22 protein-coding genes and 2 tRNA genes are annotated in these 26,012 nt (G+C 43.4%); 4 read left to right on the top strand and 20 right to left on the bottom strand.

What is annotated here, in order from left to right:
- Positions 1-90 precede the first annotated feature (90 nt).
- The 3 genes from rarD to ACQKCP_RS00555 form a co-directional block, all read right to left on the bottom strand.
- Positions 91-1,161, bottom strand: coding sequence for an EamA family transporter RarD (gene rarD, locus ACQKCP_RS00565; RefSeq protein ID WP_427610890.1), 1,071 nt, complete (start codon positions 1,159-1,161; stop codon positions 91-93).
- 176 nt (positions 1,162-1,337) lie between these two features.
- Positions 1,338-4,130: a DNA gyrase subunit A gene (gyrA, locus tag ACQKCP_RS00560; protein ID WP_427610889.1), complete on the bottom strand. Its 2,793-nt coding sequence runs from the start codon at positions 4,128-4,130 to the stop codon at positions 1,338-1,340.
- 292 nt (positions 4,131-4,422) lie between these two features.
- Positions 4,423-4,602, bottom strand: coding sequence for a hypothetical protein (locus tag ACQKCP_RS00555; RefSeq protein ID WP_427610888.1), 180 nt, complete (start codon positions 4,600-4,602; stop codon positions 4,423-4,425).
- 415 nt (positions 4,603-5,017) lie between these two features.
- Here ACQKCP_RS00555 and ACQKCP_RS00550 point away from each other — a divergent pair, with 415 nt between their 5' ends.
- Together ACQKCP_RS00550 and ACQKCP_RS00545 are read left to right on the top strand one after the other, a co-directional pair.
- Positions 5,018-5,299: a hypothetical protein gene (locus ACQKCP_RS00550; protein ID WP_165598548.1), complete on the top strand. Its 282-nt coding sequence runs from the start codon at positions 5,018-5,020 to the stop codon at positions 5,297-5,299.
- A gap of 56 nt (positions 5,300-5,355) precedes the next feature.
- Positions 5,356-6,207 (top strand): methyltransferase domain-containing protein, encoded by an 852-nt coding sequence (locus ACQKCP_RS00545; RefSeq protein ID WP_427610887.1) that lies wholly within the window; start codon positions 5,356-5,358, stop codon positions 6,205-6,207.
- Positions 6,208-6,240: 33 nt separating this feature from the next.
- Here ACQKCP_RS00545 and ACQKCP_RS00540 read toward each other — a convergent pair whose 3' ends face one another.
- The 7 genes from ACQKCP_RS00540 to ACQKCP_RS00510 all read right to left on the bottom strand — a co-directional run bounded on the left by ACQKCP_RS00540 (position 6,241) and on the right by ACQKCP_RS00510 (position 16,572).
- A complete protein-coding gene (locus ACQKCP_RS00540) occupies positions 6,241-7,566 on the bottom strand; it encodes an ABC transporter ATP-binding protein (RefSeq protein WP_427610886.1) in 1,326 nt (441 codons plus the stop codon).
- Between the two features lie 124 nt (positions 7,567-7,690).
- Entirely contained in the window at positions 7,691-9,379 is a 1,689-nt protein-coding gene (locus ACQKCP_RS00535) for an ABC transporter permease (RefSeq protein WP_427610885.1), read from the bottom strand.
- Positions 9,380-9,578: 199 nt separating this feature from the next.
- Positions 9,579-10,703 (bottom strand): extracellular solute-binding protein, encoded by a 1,125-nt coding sequence (locus tag ACQKCP_RS00530; RefSeq protein ID WP_191114888.1) that lies wholly within the window; start codon positions 10,701-10,703, stop codon positions 9,579-9,581.
- A 264-nt stretch (positions 10,704-10,967) separates the two neighbouring features.
- Complete coding sequence (locus ACQKCP_RS00525; RefSeq protein WP_427610884.1) at positions 10,968-11,690, bottom strand: 16S rRNA (uracil(1498)-N(3))-methyltransferase; 723 nt, start codon at positions 11,688-11,690, stop codon at positions 10,968-10,970.
- Positions 11,687-13,243 carry a 3-deoxy-D-manno-octulosonic acid transferase gene (locus tag ACQKCP_RS00520; RefSeq protein ID WP_427610883.1) on the bottom strand — a complete coding sequence of 519 codons (1,557 nt, stop codon included), beginning with the start codon at positions 13,241-13,243 and terminating at the stop codon, positions 11,687-11,689. Before ACQKCP_RS00520 ends, ACQKCP_RS00525 begins: the two co-directional genes overlap by 4 nt.
- Before the next feature lie 132 nt (positions 13,244-13,375).
- The gene (locus ACQKCP_RS00515; protein WP_427610882.1) at positions 13,376-14,815 is read right to left on the bottom strand and encodes a tetratricopeptide repeat protein; all 1,440 of its coding nucleotides are present in this window, start codon (positions 14,813-14,815) and stop codon (positions 13,376-13,378) included.
- Between the two features lie 119 nt (positions 14,816-14,934).
- Positions 14,935-16,572, bottom strand: a complete 1,638-nt coding sequence (locus ACQKCP_RS00510) for a cardiolipin synthase (protein WP_427610881.1) — start codon at positions 16,570-16,572, stop codon at positions 14,935-14,937.
- 282 nt (positions 16,573-16,854) lie between these two features.
- Here ACQKCP_RS00510 and ACQKCP_RS00505 point away from each other — a divergent pair.
- Both ACQKCP_RS00505 and ACQKCP_RS00500 read left to right on the top strand, forming a co-directional pair.
- A tRNA-Val gene (locus tag ACQKCP_RS00505) sits at positions 16,855-16,930 on the top strand.
- A gap of 37 nt (positions 16,931-16,967) precedes the next feature.
- Positions 16,968-17,044, top strand: a tRNA-Asp gene (locus ACQKCP_RS00500).
- A 157-nt stretch (positions 17,045-17,201) separates the two neighbouring features.
- Here the strand turns inward: ACQKCP_RS00500 and modB are convergent.
- From modB to ACQKCP_RS00450, 10 genes are all read right to left on the bottom strand, one after another.
- On the bottom strand, positions 17,202-17,903 hold the full coding sequence (gene modB, locus ACQKCP_RS00495) for a molybdate ABC transporter permease subunit (RefSeq protein WP_201555886.1): 702 nt from the start codon (positions 17,901-17,903) through the stop codon (positions 17,202-17,204).
- Positions 17,904-17,949: 46 nt separating this feature from the next.
- Entirely contained in the window at positions 17,950-18,822 is an 873-nt protein-coding gene (modA, locus tag ACQKCP_RS00490) for a molybdate ABC transporter substrate-binding protein (protein ID WP_427610880.1), read from the bottom strand.
- Positions 18,815-19,306 carry a molybdenum cofactor biosynthesis protein MoaE gene (locus ACQKCP_RS00485; protein ID WP_427610879.1) on the bottom strand — a complete coding sequence of 164 codons (492 nt, stop codon included), beginning with the start codon at positions 19,304-19,306 and terminating at the stop codon, positions 18,815-18,817. Before ACQKCP_RS00485 ends, modA begins: the two co-directional genes overlap by 8 nt.
- A gap of 77 nt (positions 19,307-19,383) precedes the next feature.
- The gene (locus tag ACQKCP_RS00480; protein ID WP_427610878.1) at positions 19,384-19,665 is read right to left on the bottom strand and encodes a MoaD/ThiS family protein; all 282 of its coding nucleotides are present in this window, start codon (positions 19,663-19,665) and stop codon (positions 19,384-19,386) included.
- A gap of 89 nt (positions 19,666-19,754) precedes the next feature.
- Complete coding sequence (moaC, locus tag ACQKCP_RS00475) at positions 19,755-20,261, bottom strand: cyclic pyranopterin monophosphate synthase MoaC (RefSeq protein WP_427610877.1); 507 nt, start codon at positions 20,259-20,261, stop codon at positions 19,755-19,757.
- Positions 20,262-20,291: 30 nt separating this feature from the next.
- Positions 20,292-21,035 (bottom strand): molybdenum cofactor guanylyltransferase, encoded by a 744-nt coding sequence (mobA, locus tag ACQKCP_RS00470; RefSeq protein WP_427610876.1) that lies wholly within the window; start codon positions 21,033-21,035, stop codon positions 20,292-20,294.
- A gap of 18 nt (positions 21,036-21,053) precedes the next feature.
- On the bottom strand, positions 21,054-21,584 hold the full coding sequence (gene moaB, locus ACQKCP_RS00465) for a molybdenum cofactor biosynthesis protein B (protein WP_102078147.1): 531 nt from the start codon (positions 21,582-21,584) through the stop codon (positions 21,054-21,056).
- Between the two features lie 129 nt (positions 21,585-21,713).
- Complete coding sequence (moaA, locus tag ACQKCP_RS00460; RefSeq protein ID WP_427611648.1) at positions 21,714-22,751, bottom strand: GTP 3',8-cyclase MoaA; 1,038 nt, start codon at positions 22,749-22,751, stop codon at positions 21,714-21,716.
- Between the two features lie 197 nt (positions 22,752-22,948).
- A complete protein-coding gene (locus tag ACQKCP_RS00455; RefSeq protein WP_427610875.1) occupies positions 22,949-24,244 on the bottom strand; it encodes a molybdopterin molybdotransferase MoeA in 1,296 nt (431 codons plus the stop codon).
- Between the two features lie 421 nt (positions 24,245-24,665).
- Complete coding sequence (locus tag ACQKCP_RS00450) at positions 24,666-25,964, bottom strand: lytic murein transglycosylase (protein WP_101206205.1); 1,299 nt, start codon at positions 25,962-25,964, stop codon at positions 24,666-24,668.
- Between the last annotated feature and the right edge of the window lie 48 nt (positions 25,965-26,012).

Here is a 26,012-nt window from a genome sequence, read left to right as displayed (position 1 = left end):
CATTATGTCAAAGTCAGAATGAATAAGCAATGCCACTGTTCATCTAGTGTCTAAACTTTTAAATTGAGTAAATTTAATACAGGTAAGTGCTTATTTTGCATCAAGTTGTTGGATTTTTTGCTGTATCTTATCCATCTTCTTTTGATAACGACGAATCTTACGAAAACGATGGGCTTTTAGCACGCCATCGATACGCTGATTGATAAAATGACGACGCGGTGGAAAGCCGCCAATTTGAAGCTCTCTATAGCCGTGCAAGCGGTCATTACGCTGACGAACGAGATAGCCTTTTACGCTATCAGCCATCATGACCAGTAGCGCAAGCGTAATCATGCCGTACATAAAGAGTGAACCACCTTCTTCAAGGCTTTGACTCAAAATAGTAATAGACAATACGAATAACAGCATCGGCTCGATATAACTTAGCGCCCCAAATAGTGATACTGGCAACTTGCTACTGGCAATCATCGTCAGCGACATCGCAAGCGCACTAAAAGCACCAAGCAGCGGCAACAGATACCAAAACTTCATGTCTTGCGCCGCAACATCAAAACCGCCTGTCATGTAGAGCACGATGAGCACGACTGGTGTCAACAGCGTCAAATCAAACAACAACCCCGTAATGGGCGGTACAGAAAGGGTGCGCCGTAGCAGATAATACGGTGGATAACCCAAGCATACAAACAGTGTCACCCAAGATACCGATCCATATTGCACAATATCGTAACCGATACCGAGTGCTGCAAATATCGCGGCAACCCATTGCAAGATGCTCATATACTCATGGTAAAAGAATCGACCAAGCACAATCATCACTAGCGGCAATAAGAAATAACCCAAGGTAACATCGAGACCAAACCCATTGACCGGTGCCCACATAAATAACCAAATCTGCCCACCTAGGATTGGCGCTGGCAGTATAAATATTAGCCACTCCTTGATTGTCTTTAGCGTCTTTATATAATCAAAAACACGTTGCCACTGCTTAGTCAAACTGACCAATATCACCAAACTGAGCAACATCATGAGCACACGCCATGATGCTACCTGCGTCCCTGTTAAGGGCAGCATAAACAGTCCAAACAAAAACATCATCGAGAATAAAAAGCTCGATGATACCGAAGCAACAGTTCCCTGAAAAGTTTGATTGGTCGTAAGCATAACAACAGCCTTAAAAAATAGAACCTTATTTACAGTATTGAAAAAATGATAATTAAAAAACAAAAGCCTCCGACGATAACGTCAGAGGCTTTTTTCTAGAAAAATGCTAAGAGACTAGACTGAAAAGCTAACTACCAAGACTATTACTCGTCATCGTCTTATGCATAGTTAGTCTATTATAGATTGTCATTTGGTTTATGATCGTTTGCAATATCAATCACATCATCGACGTCAGTAGTTGCAGCATTGTCAGTTGTCGCATCAATATCTATCTGCTCTTGACCTTCTACCTCAAACGTACCGTCTTCTCTCATGGCATCGATAAGCTCATCATCGCTCTCTTCGTGCTCAACACGCGCCATAGCAACCAGTTTTTCATCTTTTGACAGACGAATCAATGTTACGCCTTGCGTATTACGACCAGAGCTAGCGACATGCTCAACTGGGGTACGAACCAATGTGCCTTTATCAGAGATTAGAATAATATCATCGGTAGAGTCAACCTTGGTCGCTCGTACTAGTGCGCCATTACGTTCACTAGTCTTGATAGCGATCACACCGCCACCGCCACGATTTTGTGTATTGAACTCATCAATGAAGGTACGTTTACCAAAGCCGTTTTCACAAGCAATCAGAATTTCACGTACATCATCTTCGATAACGACTAATGACTTGATAAATTCGTCAGTAGCCAGACGCATACCGCGGACGCCTTTAGCCGTACGACCCATCGCACGTGCATCATTCTCATCAAAACGAATCGCTTTACCACTTGAAGCGAACAACATCACTTCTTGGCTACCATTAGTAATACGAGCGCTGACCAATTTATCACCGTCTTCTAATCCAACTGCAATCAAACCGTTCGAGCGAATATTGGCAAACTGCTTCAGCTCTACCCGCTTCACTGTACCATTGGCAGTAGCAAAGAATACAAAAGGTGGCTCTGCTTGGTTGCTATCTTCTACCGAATCGTCATCATTGCTTACTTCTGACACTTCACTTACTATTGATGTATCTTCCACAATTTTTGGAATTGGTAGTATGGTTGTAACAGTTTCGTCGCTATTTAGACCAATTAGATTGACCAATGGACGACCACGAGCACCGCGACTGGCAATTGGTACTTCAAAACCACGTAAGCTAAAGACACGTCCACTATCAGTGAAACACAGTACCGTAGAATGCGTTGATGTCACGACTAAATGATCGATTACATCGTCTTCTTTCATTGCCGTAGCAGACTTACCTTTACCGCCACGTTTTTGTGCAACATAATCATCAATCGGCTGAGTTTTGGCGTAGCCAGTACGCGATACTGTCATGACGACCGTTTGCTCAGGGATAAGATCTTCGCGACTAAAGTCCATACGTGAATCGATGATATCGGTACGGCGCTCATCACCAAAGTTATCACGAATCTCGATCATTTCATTAGAGATAATCGCCATCAGCTTATCAAAATCGCCAAGAATAGACTCTAAGTGTGCGATTTCACGCAGTAAGTCTTGGTATTCTTCGGTCAATTTATCTTGCTCAAGACCCGTCAAACGATGCAATTGCATATCTAAAATCGCATTGACCTGCTCAAGTGACAAGCGATAACGCTCTTCACCTTCGATCAGACCAAACGGCGCTTTAGGATCTTCGCCATCGATAAACTCAGGACGCACTGACTGACTACCAGCAGCTGTAAGCATCGCAACGACGCTACCTGAACCCCATGTGTTGTTTAACAGGCTTTCGCGTGCTAGGCCACGGTTTGCAGAGGCTTTAATCGTCGCAATAATCTCATCGATATTGGCTAGAGCGACCGTTAGACCTTCTAGCAAATGACCACGAACGCGGGCTTTGTTCAACTCATAAATCGTACGGCGCGTCACCACCTCTTGACGATGACGAACAAATGCAGCGATAAGCTGACGCAAGGTCAATAGTTTTGGCTGACCATTATCTAACGCCACCATATTGATACTAAAGCTAGACTCTAGTGGCGTTTGTAGAAATAGGTTATTAACGATAACTTCAGCCGTCTCACCGCGACGCAAATCAATAGCGATACGCATACCGTCTTTATCAGACTCATCACGAATCTCGCTAATGCCTTCGATTTTTTTATCACGAACCAGCTCTGCGATACGCTCGATCAGCTTGGCTTTGTTAGCCTGATAAGGTACTTCGGTAAATACGATGCGCTCACGATCACGGTTAACGCCAGAATTGCTCATCGGCTCGATATGATAACGACCACGAATATGCAAACGGCCTTTACCCGTACGATAAGCATCTAAAATGCCCGCGCGACCATAGATAATACCACCTGTAGGGAAATCAGGACCTGAGATATGCGACATTAGCTCTTCGGCTGAAACTTGTGGGTTTTCAGCATAGGCCAGACAAGCATTGATCACTTCGGTCAGATTATGCGGGGCCATATTGGTCGCCATACCAACAGCAATACCCGTCGCACCATTGACCAATAGGTTAGGAATACGCGCTGGCATCACGCTTGGCATGCGCTCAGAGCCGTCGTAGTTGTCTTCCCAATCGACCGTATCTTTGTCCAAATCAGCAAGCATTTGGTGGGTCAGCTTGGTCATACGTACTTCGGTATAACGCATCGCTGCCGGAGGATCATCATCGATCGAGCCAAAGTTACCTTGACCGTCAACCATTGGATAGCGCAAGCTGAAATCCTGCGCCATACGTACGATGGCATCATAGACGGCACTATCGCCATGTGGATGGTACTTACCGATAACATCACCGACCACACGTGCTGATTTTTTATACGGTTTATTATAATCGTTTGATAGCACGTGCATGGCATACATCACGCGGCGGTGTACAGGTTTGAACCCATCACGCACATCAGGCAGCGCACGCGAGACGATCACGCTCATCGCATAATCCAAATACGACTGCTTTAGTTCATCTACGATGCCAATAGGACTGACCGATTCGCTCATATACACTCCTTCACTCACATTTTTTTCTAACGTTGACACATCGCTTATGGCACCCATAGATCATATAAAAATACTGCCACATAAATGGGCAGTCATGACCAAAATAGACACCATAAAAAAACACTGCTACACGTGCAAAACAATAGGAAAATAGCGATAGTTTTAATGTTTAATAAAAGAAGCTATTTTAGCACAAATTTGCTGATTTAGGGGGTTCTGAGTACCATTAAAATCAAGCTAGGCGGTTCATTTGCAGTGATATTTTGAATTACCCGTACACGCTAAAATAATTCTAATGACAGGTTTTTTTTGATTGGCTGATTTTGCCATTTTTACAGACGAACTTACCACCTGCTGAGCAATGAGACACCCCGCCCATTTTACCCGAACAAGGCGTATTTCGAGCTTGGGCTTGGCTCATAGATGTGAAGGCAAATACTAGGGCGAGTAGCGCTGTGCTGATTGATTTCATTGTTTATTCTCCATATCTGATGGATATTAAATAGAAAAATACTATACTCATTAGCTACAGCTCGACAAGATTTATTTTGACTAATTGAGTGAATACTTATATTTCTATCTACAGTTCAACACGACATTTAATTTAACGCTAAAATCTTGAGCATAGAGCTCATACGTGGTTTGCATATAAGCTCTATTGGCAAACAACTAAGATGCTTAGAATATTTAGCTAGTCCAACGATGCATACAACTTGCTTTGTCATGAGCTAATAGCTTTCAAAATCATATTATTTTAATGAGCACATGGTGATTTAAACCACTTTGATGCGGTTATTTTTTAGTGATACTGGACAAAAAATTTCTAAACGCTACACTACCTCATCTTTTATAGCACTTACATAACGACCTAACAGGCTACTTTTATTATGGATATCATTCTTGCAATTGTTTGGATTTTAGCAATGGTGCTATACAGCTTTTCGAGCGATTATGTTGCTAGCTTTCCTAACCATAACAATCGCGCTGTCCCTTATGTCCGTTGGGGAGCACTTTTAGCCGCGATGGCTTTATCAGCATACTTGTCAAAAGCCTATCAAGAAAATCTACAAGGCAATGGTATGTGGGTGTTTGTTATCGTGGTATTTGTCGTTATTGTATTAGCGAAGGTCGTTTTTAAATGGGTAATTAACAGACGTTTGAAACGCTAGTTAATACTGAATAGTTTTATTAATTTGACCCTCTTACTTATTGATCTAAATACCTTATGACAATTAAACATCAAGATAGCCAGCCTGACTCAAACCTTTCTATACCAGCAGAAAACGAGCGAGCAGATCGTAGCTTCGATGCTATCGCCGATCATTTTGAAAAGAAAGTGTATGGTGGTTTAAAAGGCGAGATTCGATTGGCCGTATTACGCCGTGATATTTTCGAATATAGCGCACAAATGAGTGAGGCGCTTGGGCGACCTTTACGTATCTTGGATGTGGGTGCAGGGCTTGCGCAAATTGCGATAGAACTGGCTGCTCAAGGTCACAGCGTAGTCATCAATGACATATCAGCGAATATGCTTGAGAAGGCAAAAGCGAGCGCAGAAAAAGTTGATAAAAAGCTAGACATCACTTGGTATGTTTGCCCTTATCAAGCGCTTGAAGAAAAACTGGCTCAGACAGAGACAGAAAAATTTGATTTGATTATGTCGCACGCGCTACTCGAATGGTTGGCAGAGCCCGCTGCCGTCATGGACTTTTTTGATAAGCACTTAATAGATGGTGGCGCGCTATCCGTCTGCTTCTATAATCCTGCAAGCTTTGATTATCGTAACCTTATCATGGGAAATTTTAATCTACTCGATAATACAAACTATAAGGCAGACAATAAGAAAAGTCTAACCCCCAACCATCCCGTGGCCAAAGAAGAAGTTGAGTCTTGGCTCAAAGCGCATGATTATCAGACGGTACGTAGCAGTGGTTTACGAGTGTTTCATGATTATGCACCGCTCAAACGTGGCGGTCACAACGACCCAGATGCAGTGATCAGAATGGAGTTACGCTACTCACAATTAGAGCCGTACAAATGGCTTGGCCGTTATTTACATATTCTAGCTAAACGGTAAATTTAGACGATTGCCCAAGAATGATGAAAGCTACTAAACCTCTTCATCCATTCTCGATGACCTATCGTATTCTGACCAAGTAGTGGCATTGATGTCTTTTTCATCGAAGACTACGACATGCTCTAGCAAAGGCAGAATGCCAATATGCGAGCCGATTGCATGATTATGATGGCTCGCAACCAAGGATAAGACAGTTTGTCCGTCATCTAACTGCAGACGGTACAAGTAGTTAGCACCGCGAAACACACGCCCGATAACCAAAGCTGTCTGCGTACTGTCATCATCATGAATAATATCATCAGGGCGCACAAGTACTTTGATCGGTGTACCATTTGGATAATCATATTCGCAGTACTGTGGTTGTCCTGATTCATCATAGACTTCCATACGGCGATAGATATTCCCCAGTGCCGTCTCAACATGACCTTCTTTGATAATGCCGTCTATCATCGCGCCTTCGCCTACGAATTCAGCGACAAAAGGACTGACAGGCTCATGATACAGCTCGCTTGGTCGCGCCCACTGTACCAATCGCCCTTTATCCATTACCCCTACTTTATCCGCTAACGCAAACGCTTCATTTTGATCATGAGTGACCAAAATCGCTGTGGTATTAGTACGTTTGAGGATATCACGGACATTCATTGCCAATGACTCACGCAGCACCACATCTAGATTAGAGAAGGGCTCATCAAGTAATAGTAGTTTTGGTTTGGGGGCTAGTGCTCTTGCGAGAGCTACACGCTGCTGTTGACCACCAGAGAGTTCATTAGGACGTTTGTCTGCATGCTCAGTCAATTCAACTAAGCTTAGCATCTCAGCCACTCGAGCTTTTTTGTCAGCAGATGACCATTTATTAAGACCAAAGGCAATATTCTTTGCCACGCTTAAATGACCAAACAGAGCATAGTCTTGAAACACCATGCCCATACCACGCTTGGCTGGCGCCACTGCAAATGATTGGCGAGCATTTTTTTCAGTTAGGCGCTGATTATTTAGATAGATAGTACCGCCGCGACTTTGCTCCAGTCCCGCGATTGCTCGAAGCGCTGTGGTCTTCCCGCAGCCGCTATAACCTAAGAAGCAACCAATCTCGCCTTGATCCAACATCAACGATAGACCATTAACGACGATAGTATCGTCATAGCCTACAATGAGATTTTGCACACTAAAGTAAGGATCTGTCGCGATATATTTCTCAGTATTTTGTTGTGAGGTATTGCTTTGTTCTACAGTTTTATTCGGCTGAACTGGATTAATTCTATTTTGTGACAGTGGTGATTTTGCTACAGGCGTATGGCTAGCCCGAGCCTTTTCTGACTTAGAATTTGTAGAGTCGTTCATTGAATCAGTGTACATAAACGGTACCAGTTCGCTATTAGTAAGTAAAACCATCGATAAAACAGGGCAAATTATAATATAGCTGACACTACGAGTGTGCTGTTTAACCTATGTCAAATTATTGCTATTAACTTTGTTGCTATTAGCTATGTTTGTCACTTTGACGCAGTAATATCCAAACAGGGAGCAAGCCAACCAGCACGATTAGCAAACTCGGTAATGCGGCTCGTCCCCACATACCTTCGCTCGTCATTTCAAATACTCGTACTGCAAGCGTATCCCAGCCTTGACGCCGTGTCATCAGCGTAATGGGCATCTCTTTCATCACTTCGACAAAACCCATCAATAATGCAGTCAATACGCCAGGGCTAAGTACAGGCAGCATCACATGACGCCAGCGCTGATAAGGACTGTCGCTAAGTAATTTTGCAGCAGCCTCTTGATTGACAGTCAATCGTTGCAACTGTCTATCAACTGGCTGAAAACTCACCGTCATAAAACGCGTCGATAACGCCAGTAACATAACAATAACACTGCCAGAGAGCACTTGCTGTGAGGTAATACCAAACGCAATCATTTGATTATCAAGCCACGCAATAGGTATAAATATCCCTACCGCCAACACAGTCCCCGGTACGACATAGCCTAAATTGGCTAAAGTGGTCATTAGCTTAGTCGATTTATCAGGATACTGCCGTTTGATCCACGCAATAATAATGGCCAAAAAGGCAATAAATAGCGTGGTCATACTAGCAATCATGAGGCTGTTGATGACAAAATCAATGTAACGCGCATCAAAATCTTGGCGAAAATTCAGTGCTGTCCAATAGATGAGCTGTAAGAAAGGAATTAAAAAGGCAACTAAAAAGATCAGCATACACAGCAGTGTCATGGCGAGTTTGGCAGGTTTGCTAGCATCAAAACGTTGACTACTACCTTGGGTAAGTGAACTACCACGCTTAGCTTGCCAATACTGCTCAAACAATACCACGATAAATATCACACCAATGAGCAAGGCCGCTAACTGAGCCGCTGTGGTCAAACTAAAGAAACCAAACCACGCCTTATAAATGGCGGTAGTAAAAGTATCGACATTGAATACGGATACTGCACCAAAATCCGCTAAGGCTTCCATACTGGCTAGCAACAAGCCGCCAATGATCCACGGCAGTGCTTGTGGTAGAGCCAGTCGAAAGAACACACGGCTACGACTCAAACCAAGCATCTGCCCCGCTTCTATCGCTCGCCTGCCTTGTGACAAAAATGCCTGACGCGCTAGCAAATATACATAAGGATAAAACGCTAGCGATAATACCAAGCCTGCACCCCATACATTCCTTATCGATGGTATGGCAGTACTAATACCGGAATCGCGTAAAGCTGTCTGTAACGGCCCACTGAAATCAACAATGCCGATAGTGACAAATGCCAATACATAAGCAGGGATGGCAAGTGGCAACATCAACGCCCATGAAAAGAAACGCTGACCAGGGAAACGATACATACTAGTAACCCAAGCCAGAGCAGTACCAATAGTACCTGAAACGACAGTCACCATTAGCAGTAAAATCGCCGTGTTTTTGAGCACTTGCGGCAGTACATAGTCTGCCATGTGTGTCCAAATCTCTGCCACTGGCTGAGTCCACGACAGCAGCACGATTAAAATCGGTACTAGCATAAACAACGAAATCAGCCCTAAGACTGATTTCGAGATAATACGTTTACGAAGGGCGTGGTCTTGGCTGACAGTCTGCTGGTCATTAACACCGTCATTGACAGTATCATTGACAGTATCATTTTGACTAACAGACGCATCTGGCGTTGTGATCATATTATCATTACCGTGTCATACGTATAGAGACCTTGTAAGCTTATACCAACCTCAAAATCGTCGTTACTTGAATAACTCATCTGTAACGACTAACCTTTGAACCCATTCTTTAAAAGCTGTTGTTTAAAAGCTACTGTTTTGAGAACTATTGTCTAAAAGTTATGGTTTTAAGATTGGTATCAGTATTATTGGCGATCCCTTATTTATAACCCGCTTTATCCATCATTTGGATAGCTTGAGTTTGTAGTTCACCGAATTTCTGTACATTGATATCGTCTTTTTTGAACTCGCCCCATGATCTGAGCATGTCTGACTCATCGATACCTACTTTTACTGGGAATTCTTTGTCAGAGCTGGCATAAAGACCTTGTGCCTCATCAGATGACAACCACTCTATCAGTTTAAGCGTGCCATCTGGATTGTCTGAACCTGCAACCACACCAGCGCCTGAGATGTTTACGTGCGTACCAGTCGTATCTTGGTTTGCCCAGAATATCTTCACAGGGAAGTTTGGTTTTTCGTCCAATAGACGACCATAGTAGTAGCTATTAGCGATACCCACTTCACACTGACCAGCAGCGATAGCTTCTAACATCGCAACGTCATCACTGAACACATCAGTCGCTAGGTTATCAACCCACCCTTTGATAACCGCTTCGGTCTTCTCTTCGCCCAAATGCTCCATCATGCTAGCTACAAGCGATTGGTTATAGACCTTTTTAGAGGTGCGTAAGCATAGTTTGCCTTTCCATTTTGGATCGGCCAAATCTGCATAAGTAGACAACTGGTCGGCAGTGACTTTGCTTGGATCATAAAAGATAGTACGTGCACGTAGTGACAGACCTGTCCACTGACCTTTTGGATCACGGTATTTTGCAGGGACGTTGGCCTCTAACACAGTAGACGATACTGGCTGTAATAGTCCTTGCTCTGCAGCCTGCCATAAGTTACCAGCATCAACCGTCAATAGCATATCAGCTGGAGTATTCTGACCTTCAGCTTTTAGACGCGCCATCAAAGGCCCAGTTTGGTCTGTAACCAGTTCAACTTTTACGCCTGTTTGCTCAGTATAGCGATCTAACAATGGCTTAATCAGCTGCTCATTACGTGATGAGTAGATAGTAATCGTCTGACCATCAGCAGTCGTAGCTTCGTCAGTTGCTGCTTGCTGCTCAGCACCTGTTTCTGTTGACTCTACTTCTACGCTTTCTTCTGTGGTTGAAGAATTACTACAACCTGCCAAACCCAACATCATGCCAAATACGGCTGCAGGTAGGATAAGCTTCGTAGAGGTTAGGTTAGCGCTGATAGCGTTCAATGACATGGTTTTCCCCATAGTAATGCTATAAAAAAAGTAAGACGGATGGTGAGACAAAATAACAGTGATTATAACGATGACTTGCTAAGCGTTAGCAGTAATCAGGCCATAATATATCAAAGCAACATACTAATGGAAGTGAGATTAATTATCAATACATTTGTTTAACTGGCAAATATACCTGTGATGAGTCTTTAGCATTGATTTTTAAGAACTATTTTTCACCAGCTCTTTCAATAGTTTGGTCTAGCGACGCGTTTTAGTGTCCATCTAAAGCAACCATTGCCCTAAGATTGCATTGACCGCAGCTTCCGTTCGCAAGATACGAGAACCTATATGTACAGGTGTGCAGCCTTGTGCTGACAACAGCTCTATTTCATAGTCGATCCAGCCACCTTCAGCGCCTATGCAGACTATACTCGGTAGCTCTCGTGATGGTTGCTGTGGTAAAAACTCAGAAAATGACTGCTGACTATAAGGATGCGCGACAATCGCTCGATTGCTTATTAGGCTTGCAAGTGAATCTTCAACAAATGGCTTAAAACGTTTTTGTAGCGTAATACTAGGAGCGATCGTATCGATGCTTTGCTGCAGACCTTCTAATACAAACTCGTCAATCCGCTCAAGCATGGGACTTTGCCAATAGCTTTTTTGAGTACGGTAGCTATTGATAAGAATGATATCGCGTACACCAAGCGCCGTCATATCCATGATCAATCGCCGTAGCACTTTAGGACGCGGTAACGCCAAAATAACAGTCAGATCCAATTTGGCAGGCGGCACAGTATTCAGCTGGACGTTACCTAGCTGAATGCTGTCAGAGGTAATATCTTCGATAACAGCCGTACCAAGGTTACCGCCTATTTGGCCAATTTTAAGCGTATCACCGACTTTTGCGTCTAGCACTTTAGTCACATGGCTGACTTGAGACAAGGCATCGATTTTTGCTGCGTTTGCTGAGAAATTTTCAGCGGGCAATAATATACAGTTCATAAGCTATCTTGGTTAGAAGACATCTCGATTGCGTCTTCAATCATAGTAAATTGGCGGGTCAATACCGCTTGCTGCTGTATCGTCATTTGCTCGCCAGCTTGCCCTGCCTGCGCGGCCAATGGCAAATTGCGCAGCCAAGTCTCTAGCTGCGTATAAATGCTAACAGCCTCTTCACGATTATAAGCTGTTTTCTTGCGAGAGGATTTTTTGTTCGCCTTTAACTGATCATCACTAACTATCTGTGCATCCCAACTACTTGAGTTATTTGACTCGACTGGACAATAAAAATCATTACTTGGCTGATATACAGCGCCTACGCTAGCCAGTTTGTCTATCACGCTTTGACAAGACTGAGTATAACGTCCCATCAGTACAGGCGTGGCCACACTAGCAGGCTCCACTGGATTATGCCCGCCAATATCTACCAGTGAGCCGCCCACAAATGCTACATTTGCCAATGTATACCAAGTCATCATCTCACCCATGCTATCTGCTAGATAGACTTGCGTATCTGCATCAAGCACGTCTCCATCACTGCGCCGAGCCATATTTAACCCAGTTTTCTGAATGAGTTCTGCTACTGCGTCAAAACGCTCAGGATGTCTAGGGACAATAACAAGCAATGTATCTGCTAATGTGGCTTGAGACAGTAGTTGCTGCTGCAATGACAACGCTGCTGCCTCTTCGCCATCATGAGTACTCGCAGCTACCCACACAGGACGATCTGCTATACCAAAATCTGCTCGCAGATCAGCTTTCTTATTATAAATACGGTTATCTTCTACCGCTTTGTCATCAGCTTTGGACGCATTAATTACCCACTTTAATGAGCCTGCCACACGAATTTGGGCGCTACTAGCCCCTAGTTGCCTAAAGCGTTTAGCAGAGTCACTGTCTTGCGCAATAATTAAGGAGAGGTTTTTCATCATACTGGCACTGACTGCACCAATTTTTTGATAGCTCTGAAAAGAAGAAGCCGATAATCGACCGTTGACTAGAATACTTGGAATACGGTGCTGAGATAGTTTGGTCAAGATATTTGCCCACAGCTCTGTTTCTACAAACAGTGCAGCGATCGGATGTACATGCGTTAAGAAAGTCTCGATTACAGCAGGGCTGTCGACTGGCACATAGCTATGACTCATCTGACCCTGAGCTATCTGTTCTGCAAAACGACTGGCACCACGAGCAAAACCTGTCTGAGTCGTATTGGTCAACCATATCTGGTAGCCATTAGCCAATAACATATCTAATAAAGGCGCGACCGTATTGGTCTCACCTAATGAGACTGCGTGGCACCAAATCACCCCTTTATTGCTATTAGCATCGACCGTTGGGCGCGGTGGGTACTGCTTACCAAAACGCTGATCGATTTCTTGTTGATAGTTATCGTTTTTATGAGATCGACGCCATACTTGCAGACGATATAGTGGCTTTAGCAGCCCAATAAGAGACTGATAATATAAAGGTGTCTCGTGTACCTCACGATTAGGTGATGATACAGGGTTAATTGGATTTGCAGAGTGGTCAGACGGGGTATTAGATGATGGCATGGAACAGCCCAAATTAGTTATGAATCAAACAATAAAAGGGTAAATGTAGAGCGCGCCAATTCTACCTGAATTTAAGCTGTAACAATAAGCTTTTAAAAAGTTACTGAGTAAATAGTTATTAGATAACGATTGTTAGATAATGATTATTATCAATAAAGCGACTGCGATGATTGCGCCAATTAACAGCTGATAACGCTTGGTGCTATGCTGCTCTTGCTTCTGTGTGGTCAGCAGCATTTCTGCTTGCTGCCATTGCTGAACCAGATTGGCCGCTTCTGTATGACCATTATCCGCTGCCTGCTCTAACCAGTATTTACCGCTATCTATATCTTGGGATACCCCTACTCCTTGGTAATACATTTTACTGAGTAGACGCTGAGCACGGCTGTCGTTTTTACTAGCGGCTTGATTAACCCATTCTACGCCCGATTTTTTTTGATTGTCACTGTCCGCTGTCAAACCTTCACCTAACAATTCATACATGGCCAAACGTAACATTGCAGCCGTATTACCATCTTCAGCAGCCGCTTGTAGTAATAGCAGCGCTTTGTTTTTTGCCGCAATATGATCATCTGAAAATATAACTTGGCGACGAGATTTGTTCTGCTTGGCAATATGCTGCTCGAACTGATCTAATACTTTGCGCGCTTGCTGATATTGCATATCACCCGTTGGTTGTGGCACCGTTATCTCATCTAACTCTACGAGCAGCTGCGTAAACATCTCTGGCGTTGATGTGTTTTTTACAGGTGACGTAGGCTTAGCCGTTGGTTGCGCTACTTTAGTCAGCTCAGGCTTTATCGAGCTCTCAGACTCAGGAGGTACTACGTTTGCTTGGTTATGCTCAGCTCCTATCGATACTTCCTCTGGCTTGTTAAGAGGAACATTTAATTGACTAGTACCAACATGCGTATTTAAATCTGCGCTCGGAGCGATACTTTCAGTGACTTGATGAGTGGTTGCTTTATGTGTTGTTACTTTATGCGCTGTTAATTCGGACACTGAATGAACATCGTTACTTAGAATAGTTGGTAGTTTAAGGCTAACCGCTTGATATAACCCGCTCTCTACTTGCCCGCCTTGTACCGCGTCAAACTGCCGATCAATATGACCAAACAGACGTAAACCTATTGGCTCTAGTGCAAAAAATAGACGCTCTTTACCTACGCTATCATCATAACCGACTGCCATATGCTGATAAAAATCATCGGTGACCAATGCTAGCTCAGGGTAACGTTTACGCAGCTCAAACTGACCGTACCAATGTGGCTTGCTTTGCCACTGCTGCGCCAATACACGACCGGCATAAAACGCCAAAAACATCATAAAATTACGATAGCGTTCATCGACCAGCAGTGTCGTCTCATCCCATATACCGCTCTTGATCATATCTCGGCGTACTTGGGACAATAGCGTATCGATACGCTGTAAACTCTCAAGCGACTCGTCTAGCATACAAGCGCGCAGCTCAGTTTCGTAGGCGATACCGCCCGCAATAGGACGCCCAGCTAAGAAATCTTGCCAGTAGCCTTCTGCAATATAGTCCAGTGGTGTTAAAGGTGATGCAGACATAGACGGAAGTGACCTCTTTGCAGATAGATAAACCAAAAAAGCATAGGCTATAAAAGTGCTAATACTACTAAAATAATAGAGCGATACTGGTAGATTACCTTACCTTAAAAGTTCGAGTGCTACAATAAAGGACTGAACAAGCGCACGACATTGTCAAACAAGCGTTTTGATCCGTGACGCTGTTGCCACTCATCACTATCTAGGATTCGGCAGTTTTCTAAATAGACTTCCTGACAGTCCGCTACTTGGGCGACCATTTCTGGCGTATAAATCGCCAAACTGACTTCCATATTTAAATAAAAGCTGCGCATATCAATATTGACGGTGCCAAATAGACAGTAGTCATCATCGATAACCACTGTTTTTGCGTGTAGCAAACCACCTCTAAACAAGGCAATCGTCACTCCAGCATCCAATAACTCTTGATAATAAGCTTGAGAGGCATGCTGTACCAGAAACGAATCCACCTTTTCAGGAACAATAATCGTCACATCAACGCCGCGCTTAGCCGCTATCGTTAGCGCACCCGATAGGGACTCATCAGGGACAAAATAAGGCGTGGTAATACGGATGCGCTTATTAGCGCGATGAATCACGGTAACTAACGTATTATAAATCACATGAGCCGTTAGCTGCGGTGCTGAAGGTATTAGCTGCGCTAAGACTTTGTCCACGACAGGCATCTTTGGTACGACAATCGAGGTGGCGCCTATATCTGGCTGCTCATGATCATCAACCGTATCCGCCAATACCTTCACCCGGCTATTTAGATCATTGATGGTCGGATGCATCACATATAACTTACGGGTGTAGTTGTTAACCCGTTGATGCAGCTCAGCAAGATTGTCATTACTTTCAGCACCGATGTCGGTAACAATTACCTTGGCCATCGCTGTATTGATACTAATCGAGTGCTGGCTAGTCGTTCGTAGCGCCACATCAATCCATTGACCAACGTTTTTATTTTGCTTAAAAAACCTTGGATCAACCAGATTGAAGCTGCCGATATAGCCGATATGTTCATCAATAACCACCATTTTACGATGATTACGCAAATCAGAGCGTTTAAATAATGTCTTAAATAGTCCTACTGGCAATGACTGATGGACATAAACTCCTGCTTTTTCTAATTTACGGTGCACGATACTATTAACAAAGCTAAAGCTGCCCACACTATCAGCCAATATATGACACTCTACGCCGCGCTGAGCCGCTACAGATAGCGCTTCTATAACCTCTAACACCTGTCCTTTTGGATAGACAATATAAAATTCCATGAGGACAATACGCTGGGCGGCATGGATATCTTCAATCAAACGCTGAAAAATCGAAGCAGGATCCGTCAACAGCTGCATTTGATGGTTAGGAAATACACCAAACCCGGTCCAGCGCGTTCCTATTTGGCTAACACCGCGGTAGTTAGCTGGCAATAAGTCCTGCCCTTTGTCAAAAATCAGATGCTCACGCCTTGCCATATCATTCATCAAGATGCTGGCTTGATCTACGCGTTCACGATAGCGCCGTCCAATCATCGGCTCACCGAGCAGGATGTACGCCACAAAACCAAATACTGGCAATGTGTAAAGCACAGCAACCCAAGCAATAGACACACCAATATTTCGCTGCACAGAAACCACTCGCAGCGTCATTACTATCATAAGTACAATATGCAGCACCAAACCCAGACCCGCTAAGTCTCCCCAAGTCCAGCTGGTAAAAGTATCTTTAATAGTAAAAGTGTTTATATTGGCCTCCATCAACCGTGTTCAACGAATAAAGCATCCATAGTATAGTAGCTTTTCACCGCCAAACAACAAATAATGATAATAAGTAAATTTTTAGAAATGCTATATAATACATGGCTTTGAGTGCTATTTTTGATAGACTACAAGTCCGATTTATAATTATTTTCTAAAAACATTAAAATAATATTTGACACCCAACAGTAAATCTATATAATACACACCCACAGCAACGGAGCTTAGTGACAAACGTAGGGCTCAGTTGATGTTGAATAAATTGCCTAGCAATTGTTCGAAGGGTGATTAGCTCAGTTGGTAGAGCGTCTGCCTTACACGCAGAATGTCGGCGGTTCGAATCCGTCATCACCCACCACTTCTTAGCAAGTGGCTAAACAAGCTAAAAGACCTAAGCAGCGGTAGTTCAGTTGGTTAGAATACCGGCCTGTCACGCCGGGGGTCGCGGGTTCGAGTCCCGTCCGCTGCGCCATATTTAAAACGAATTTAAACCTTTGAGTTTAAGCAAGTTTCGCCTCAAGCATTAGATTGTTTGAGGTTTTTTTGTGTCTGTAGATTTTGTTTAGACATTGTTTATATAGCTACTATGCTACCTAACACTCCTTAACTCGCATACAAATGTTCCAGTGCTATGGACGTTGACTTATTCGGCTTACGCTAGCGATTAACGCTACCATCACTACACCCATGATAATTAAAATACCAGACATCATATGAGCCGCCTCATAATTGAGTGCTTCTACCTGCTCATATATAGCAATCGATACCACTTTAGTTTCGCCTGAGATGCTACCCCCTATCATCAGTACAACCCCAAACTCCCCAATGGTATGAGCAAAGCTTACCAAACTACCCAAAATAATACCCACCCGCGCTTGCGGTAAAGCCACTTTCATAAACCGTCGCATACGACTTGGTTCTAAGAGATGAGCAACTTCTGTGACACTTTGTGGAATACGCAAAAACTGTGCGTAAACTGGCTGTATATAGAACGGTAATGAGTAAATAATGGAACCAATGACCAGACCTTCAAAGGTAAAAATCAACGGGCTAATATTATGTTCGCTCAACCATTTACCGATACCCACACTAGGACTGAGCAGTAACAATAGATAAAAACCAATCACGGTAGGTGGTAGCACCAGAGGCATCGCAATGATGCCCATGAGCAGTACCTTAAGACGTCCTATTACTTTTATACGGCTCGGCTTAGCCAACCAGTAAGCGATAGGCGTTGCAAATAGCAATAGACATAAGGTAGTCACGCAAGCGAGCTTGATGCTCACCCAAAATGGACTGAGCATATCTGACATAAGAGACTGGTCGATCATATAATGTCACTGCTCGTTCTATGATGAGAGGGGTTAGTCTAACGTATTACTGGACGGCCAGATAGCCTGCTTGCAAGAAGTGTTGCTGCCCTGCTTTTGAGCGCAGGTAGTCGGTGAAGTCTGCTGCTGGGGCGGTGTTATTGATAATTATGCCATCTTGTAATATAGCTGGATAAGATGCTGGCAACAAGGTAATAAACTGCTCAGGCTTGGCTTTAATCGCAACAAGCTGAGACTGTGCTACAAAACCATAGTCCACACTACCCGTATGTGCATATTGAAACGCTTGACCGATATTCTCTGACTGTATCAAGCTTTTCTGAGCATTTAACTTATCATACATATTTTGTGATTGCAGATAGGCTTTTGCAGAGGCACCATAGGGAGCAAGGTCAGGGTTAGCGATAGCTACCTTGCTGTCCTGAGTAAAGTCAGCATTGGTAAACACATCATCCAGCGACGTTGGCGTAAAACCATGTAAAGGTTTAGCGATACTATAGAGCGCTAATTGACCTCTCGTATACGTAAAAGGCTTGGTTAGCTTATTATCTTCGTTAATAACACTAGCTGAATTTTCATCAGCCAATTTAGCAGGGAAATCTTGATTGGCAGACAAGAATATATCATACGGTGCCCCTGCTTTGATTTGCGCATATAATTTGCCAGAAGAGGCATAAGTAACTTCAATATCTGAGATACTTGAAACATTTTGGACAGATGAGTTGTTATCAGCCTGATAGCTATCAATAATATGAGGGAGTACATCAGATAAGTTAGCAGCTGCAGCAATACGCAAAGTCTGGGCTGGTTCAGTGGTATCAGCAGCAAGCGTCGTATTAGCGTCTTTGTCTTGCGTACAAGCATTCAGTGACAATAGCAAACACCCAGACACACCAACAATAGCTGTTAACTTACCCATTATTGCTAAGCCATTTAGACGAGTCGTCTTCGTAGTATTCTTGCTTCCACACAGGAATGTCTGCTTTGATGGTATCTAATATCCAGCGACACGCATCAAATGCTGGATAACGATGCGCTGACACTACCCCAACCCATACGGCAACATCACCAATTTCTAACGCACCGATACGATGTATCGCAATAGCATGCGTAATTTCAAAACGCTTTTTGGCTTCTTCTATAATGACGCGACCTTGATTGATTGCCAAATCCTCATAACCATAATAGGTAAGACGATCAACGCTCGTGGCATTATTATGGTTGCGCACTCGCCCTTCAAAACAAACAAACGCGCCGCAGCTGTCATTATCTAACGTACTTTTTAGCCTATCTTCGTCAATCGCAATATCTAGTAGCGCAAAACCATCACGCTCAGCGATAAGGTAAGCCTCATCAGCACTACGTTTGATGCTCATTGAATGATCGTGGACGTTATCAGTCATTTTTCTTCTCTATTTATTATTTTTTCTTTGTAACCACTGAATAGCCACTGATAAAATGGACATTAGTAAATGCTTGTCTAACCACCAGCGACTGGCGTGATGAAAACTACGCTATCACCATCGTCTATCTGGTCAGTCCATTTAGCAAAGTAGTCATTTACTGCAACGCGTAGCTCCGACTGCGGACGGCTAAAACGATGCTTTTGACTAAGCTGTTCATATAGTTCAGTTAATGACGTACCCTGCTGTACGCTTACTGTCTCTTGCTGACAATTGGCCTCGTCAGCCAAACTGGCAAAATACATGACATTAATATTCATCGTTAATTCGATATCAGTTGTCATATCGATAGCACTCATAAACCTCTCCCTCTTATGCAAGCTTCCTTGCTTGGCATTTAGCATATCTTTATTAATTAATTGATGACGTACTCTGCAATTTCGTCACTTTAAGCATGACTGTAATCTGACTTGCCACCTGTCTTTTTAACCAGATGAATATCATCTATAACGATGTCATGCGATAGTGCTTTAGTCATATCATAGATAGTCAAGCAAGCAACGCTGACCGCTGTTAGTGCCTCCATCTCAACCCCTGTCTTATGCGTAACCTTGACTACAGCACTAACCGTGATACTGTTGAGCGCGTCGTTGTACTCAAAGCTTAAGCCTATCTTGTCTAGCGGTAGTGGATGACAAAGCGGTATCAGATCATGAGTACGTTTGGCCGCCATGATACCAGCGATATGAGCCGTTTGCGTGATGCTGCCTTTTTTGGTCATCCCATCAGCCGCTTTAATCTGCGTATAAATTTCACTGGGAAAACGAACTTGCCCAGAGGCATTGGCTTCTCGCGTCGTTGCTGTCTTACCACTAACATCGACCATGGTAATATCACCATCACTATCCAAGTGAGATAAAGTAGATTGCTGATTTATCTGAACGCTGTCACTCATTTATATAACCTTTCTTATGTGATATTTTTATTATTTTGATAGAGCAGCACATGCCTGCTTAAAATCTTCAGGCGTATTAAAGTTGGTCAACTTTTGCCACTCTTTGCTAAATGGTACAGCTTGCACTAATGGCTCAATAAACTGCATCACTCTACGCTGTCTGCTATCTATATAGCTTTTCAAATTAGGCTCGATGCTTAACTGATACAGCCCTAACAATGGATATAGGTGACTGTCATCTTTTAAGCAAATTACTTTTTTATCGGCAGCAAGGCTTATTTCACATTGTAATTTCTGCCACAAGTCAGTTGCTGGTATTAAGCTATCACAGCTGATAACCAGTAACCACGATGCTTGTACGTTTTTTGATACGCCTGAATCATTCAAATCGTTCAATGTTTGTAAGGCTGATTCGATAGCGACCAAAGCGCCGCCAGTCTTGATCTGCTCATCATGTTTATTAGAGTCAACATCAGTACCATAATCAGCAATGTGAATAACAGGCGCATTAGGTTTTTCTGAATGGACATCTAAACCAGCTTGAAAGCCGCGACCATTATCTGCAATCAATATAGGAACCTGTAACTTGCTCGCATGACGAACGTGATAGTCTAGCAGCTGCTCACCTGACGGTAGTGTCAGCATCGCTTTAGCCGTTCCCATGCGCTTGGATGCCCCGCCTGCCAAGATAACCACACCTGCCAAACCATCCAGATTATTTGAGCAATCTGTTATTACGCTATTACCTTTCAGATTTGATTGTATATCACTCATAGCTCAATTATTTATAACTCAATCATGGCTAGGGTTTTGTGCCAAAAAATGCGGCACAAAATTGCATGGACGAGTACGGCTATCAAACTGATCCTTTAAGATATTTTCCCAACCCGTACGGCAAGCACCAGAAGATCCTGGTAGACAGAATATACCCGTACCATTGGCCATGCCAGCAACTGCTCGTGATTGTACGGTAGACATACCAATTTCATCTTTTGAGATCAAACGGAACATTTCACCAAAACCATCGATTGATTTATCAAACAGCACACTCACAGCTTCTGGCATGCTATCTCTAATGAAGAACCCTGTACCGCCAGTTGTAATAACCGCATGAACGTCTGGACTAGCAATCCAACCACTGATGACTGCGCGAATCTGGTAAATATCGTCGGTGATTAATTGACGATCTGCTAAATGATGCCCTGCTTCGGTCAAACTATCTACTAAGTACTGGCCTGACGTATCCTCTGCTAGCGTACGGCTATCAGAAACGGTCAATACAGCAATATTAAGCGGTGTAAATTGTGCAGCAGGCTTACTCATAAATAATCCTTTATAGATGTCATTTTATAATTGTATTAAATATCCGTTGTATCAAAAAAAACTATATTGAAAAACGATTGCGTTGGAAAACAGTCTCTATCAGCGTCATAATTACAGGTTCAAAAACTTCTATCCGCCGATTATCGATAGATTGTGCATGATGCCACTGTTAGAGTCATGCAGATGATGATGCTCAGGCTTAATCGGCATAAAGCTATGTAAAGTGTTCACCAGTCCTTGGATATCGTCTTGCTGTAAGTATGGACGGATATCATAGTTGCCTTGATCAAACAGACACAAATGCACCTTGCCTTGGCTGCTTACACGCAAGCGGTTACAGGTATCACAGAAGTGCGCCGCATATGGGGCAATCATACCGATACGACCAACATAATCAGGGTGGCTGTATTCTACTGCTGGACCATCGGCACTACCGCGCTCATGCGGCTGCCAGCCATTTTCTAACAAGTAATCAGTGATAATATCAGACTGAGCATGCTGAGCAAAAAACAAATCGCTATTATCACTGGTCTGCATAAATTCAATAAAGCGATAAGTCACTTGTCTATCTTTGACATAGTCGATCGCCGTGATTAAATTCTCAAAAGCAGTCTCTGCCATCAAGACACTATTTATTTTCAGTTTGATATCAGTCGTTTCTAACAATATATCCATGTCAGCCAATATCTGCGGCAAGGTATCAAAGCCTGTCATTTTATGAAAGGTAGCGGCATCAAAACTGTCCATACTGATATTGAGCTGGTCAAGTCCAGCAGCTTGCCAGTTGGCTATATGTTTACCCAATTTATAACCGTTACTGGTCATCGCAACTGTCTCAATACCGTCAGTTTGCTTGATCGTTTCGATGATTTCGACAACATCACGACGAATAGAAGGCTCACCACCTGTAATTCTAACTTTTTTGGTACCTACTTGAGCAAAGCCGCGCACCAAGGTCGCAATTTCAGAGATACTCAGCTCATCATCAGGGCGCTTACCTTGATAGCCATTTGGCAAGCAATACTCACAGCGAAAATTACAAAAGTCAGTAATAGACAGACGCAAGTAAGTCAGACGCCGTGCAAACCCATCGGTTAGTGGCTGGTGATAGTCACTCATCTGCTCAGTGGGCATGACTAAAGCAGGCTCTATGTAGCCATCAGACATTGCCGGTGCCAAGCTCGACGAATACAGTTGCGAGCTGTCTATTTTGTGTTTGTCATCTATGTTGTCATCAATCATATGTTACTGCCATCAGTACTGCTTACTATAAGCACTACTTTATTATTCGTGTTTAGCATACCAGTGTAAGGTTGCTCTCTAGCTCTGTGCGACCACCTTACAATAAATTGGCAAACGATGAATTAGCGATGTAGCCAAGGAAACGGTTGTACAACGACGTCATTACCAGCTGCTACGTTCCCACTGTCTTTGTCCAATACAATAAAGCAATTGGCGCGGCTCAGCTGTTTGATTCTATGTGACTGCTGTCTTGAAAAGCACTCAACTTGATAATGACCTGTCTCATCTCGTGACAATACGCCACGCTGAAAGTCTTTGCGGCCGGGGGATTTTCTGATGTCACTGATCAGTTTGGCTTTGATAGTTAGCGGCATCGGCTGCTCTAATACGCTAGCACCTGACATTTGCCACAACGCAGGTATCACAAACTGTAGCGTCCCCACAACCGTAGAGAGCGGATTGCCCGGTAGGCCAAAATACAGTACTGGCTTATCGAGATTTTTATTCAATTCACCAAATACAAAAGGCTTACCAGGCTTCATCGCCACTTTATAATGGTTAATCTGACCTAATGTTTCGATCACAGTGGTCAAAAAATCATAGTCACCAACTGAGACACCTGCTGTCGATATCAGTACATCACAGTCCTGCATGGCCTCATTGACTGCGATAGTCGTCTGCTCTAGGTTATCAGGAATAATGCCATAATCACGAATAGTGATAGGCAGATCTGATAGCAAGCTTTTGAGCGTTGGAGTATTAGAATTATATATTTGGGCTAGGCTTTGTAGCTCATTGCCAATAGCCACGAGCTCATCACCTGTTGCCAACACGCCTACGACAAGCGGCTGGAACACGTTCACTTGGCTAATACCAAGGTTGGCGAGTAAGCTAATATCTGCAGAATTGAGTCGTTTACCGATTTTCAAAACGGCTTCGCCAGACTCAATCTCTTCGCCTTGTGAGCGGATATTATCGTCAACTTTGGCGGTTTGCGTGAGCGTAATGTTATAAGGTCGAGATTTATCAACGGTCGCTTTGATATCTGCAAAGTTTGTATTCTCTTGCATAATGACCGTATCACAGCAATCTGGTACGACTGCACCCGTAAAAATCCGCGCCCCTTGCCCTGCTGCTGTCTTACCAGTATAAGCACTGCCAGCTTGCGACTCACCAACGATCTCGATAGTACTGTTTTCTGATAACTCACTACCTTTGGCAATCGCATAACCATCCATTGCAGATAGATTTTGCCGCGGTACATCAAAGGGCGAACCTATATCTTGAGCCAGTATATGGTTTAGACTGTCTAGCAACTCTAGAGTGTTAACGGCTCTTTTTTGTAGCGGAAAGTCAGTAATATGATAATTATCTATCCGTTGCTGTATCGCAGCTTGTAATTCTTCCATGGTAATCATAAGGTCACGCTCTTTCTGTCGTTCTAATTACTGTCGTTCTAATTGTTTGTAATCGAAACTGTTATTAAAAATGGTCATTGAAAACTGTCACTTAAAACTATGAGTAAAAGTCATCGTTAAAAAACACATTATCTAGAGTCTATCATTCAAAGTATCAACTTTCTTGTATTAACCTTGTCCTGATAAGTTTTGAATAAAGCCAGATTACACTGGTCTTAATATTTGATATTTATTGCATTGTCCGTGGTGTTAAAGATGTCAGCAAAATCAGACATAGATTGAGACAAAAAAAGCACCTTGGCAAGGTGCTTTTTGTAGAACAAAGTAAATTATCGTTTGATGACTAGTGACTAATTCATAATGGCTAAGTACGATTAAAAAGAGCCACTTTTATACAGTGTATAAATACCGTCAGTTTACCTCACCATCCAGCCAATGAAGACGCACTGTTTTGAGTAATGAAGCCATCTGGTGTTTGGCCGTTATCTGCTTGCCAGCGCTGGAATGCCATACGAGTATTGGTACCCACGATACCATCAGCACCTTTGGTATCATAACCCATACTAGTCAACCGACGCTGTAGGTTAGTCACTTGCGTGGTCGATAATGGACGCTCATAACGAGGCCAAGATTTTTGCAAACCGCTTTGTCCATTAATCGTTTTGCCTAGCAGACTAACGCCCAATGCATAACTTGATGAGTTGTTATAGACTTTAATCACATCGAAGTTTGGGCTCAGCAATAATACTGGACCGTCTTTACCAGCGGGTAACCATAGCTCCATCTGAGTATTGGCATCTAAGTAAACGTCCGCTATCGTATCGACACCCATCGCAGCCCATCTAGCGGCAGGTTGTTTGCTACCAACCACTGAGTAATCAAACGATGCTGGCACCGTTGCTTCATAAAACGGTGCTAAGCCACGAACCCAACCTGAGTTACTAAGATAGTTGGCCGTCGAGGCTAGCGCATCACCAGTCGCCCAAGGATTACGATGTCCATTACCATCACCATCAACCCCTTGTTTGAGCCAAGTCTCAGGGATAAACTGGGTTTGTCCCATACCACCTGCCCAAGAACCGTCCAACTGTGACCATGATACGTCACCGCGTTGTAGCAAGGTCGCTAACGATAGCAACTGCGTTTCAGCGAATTCTTGACGACGACCATCATAAGCAAGGCTGGCAAGCGAACTTGGCAAATCACTATTACCAGTCACAGCGCCATACGATGACTCCATACCCCATATCGCAGCGATAATCTCTGCATTAACCCCATACTGAGACTCTAGCTGAGACAAATAAGCACGCTGCTCAGCAAATTTGCGCTTCCCTACACTGACACGTCCACTTGATACCGCAGAATCTACGTATTCCCACGGCATCTTAGAAAACTCAGGCTGACCTGAATCTAATGAGATGACTTGCTGATTTAGGTAAGCAGAGTCAAGCAATCGACCAATAACTTGGGCATCATAGCCTGACGATATGGCCCGCATAGAAAAGTCTGACTTCCAATCAGAAAAGCTACTATAGCTAGGCTTGGGCGCAGGCTGCGGTTTTACGACTGGTGCAGGTGTTGGTTTGACCTGAACGGTTTGGGTTTGAGTAATCTCAACGCCGCCTTGACGAACAGGCTTACTTTGCATTGCCTGCTGGCTTGTACACCCGACCATCACTAATGCTGGCATAAGGGTGAGGTATTGCTTTTTTAATCTCATAAAAAATCTCAAACATGAATAAATAAAATGGCTCACAGTGGCCAAGCT

It is taken from the genome of Psychrobacter sp. NPDC078631, assembly GCF_050268165.1.
Lineage (GTDB): Bacteria > Pseudomonadota > Gammaproteobacteria > Pseudomonadales > Moraxellaceae > Psychrobacter.
The sequence above is the reverse complement of the archived record's forward strand: the minus strand, read 5'-3'. Positions and strand labels throughout refer to the sequence as shown.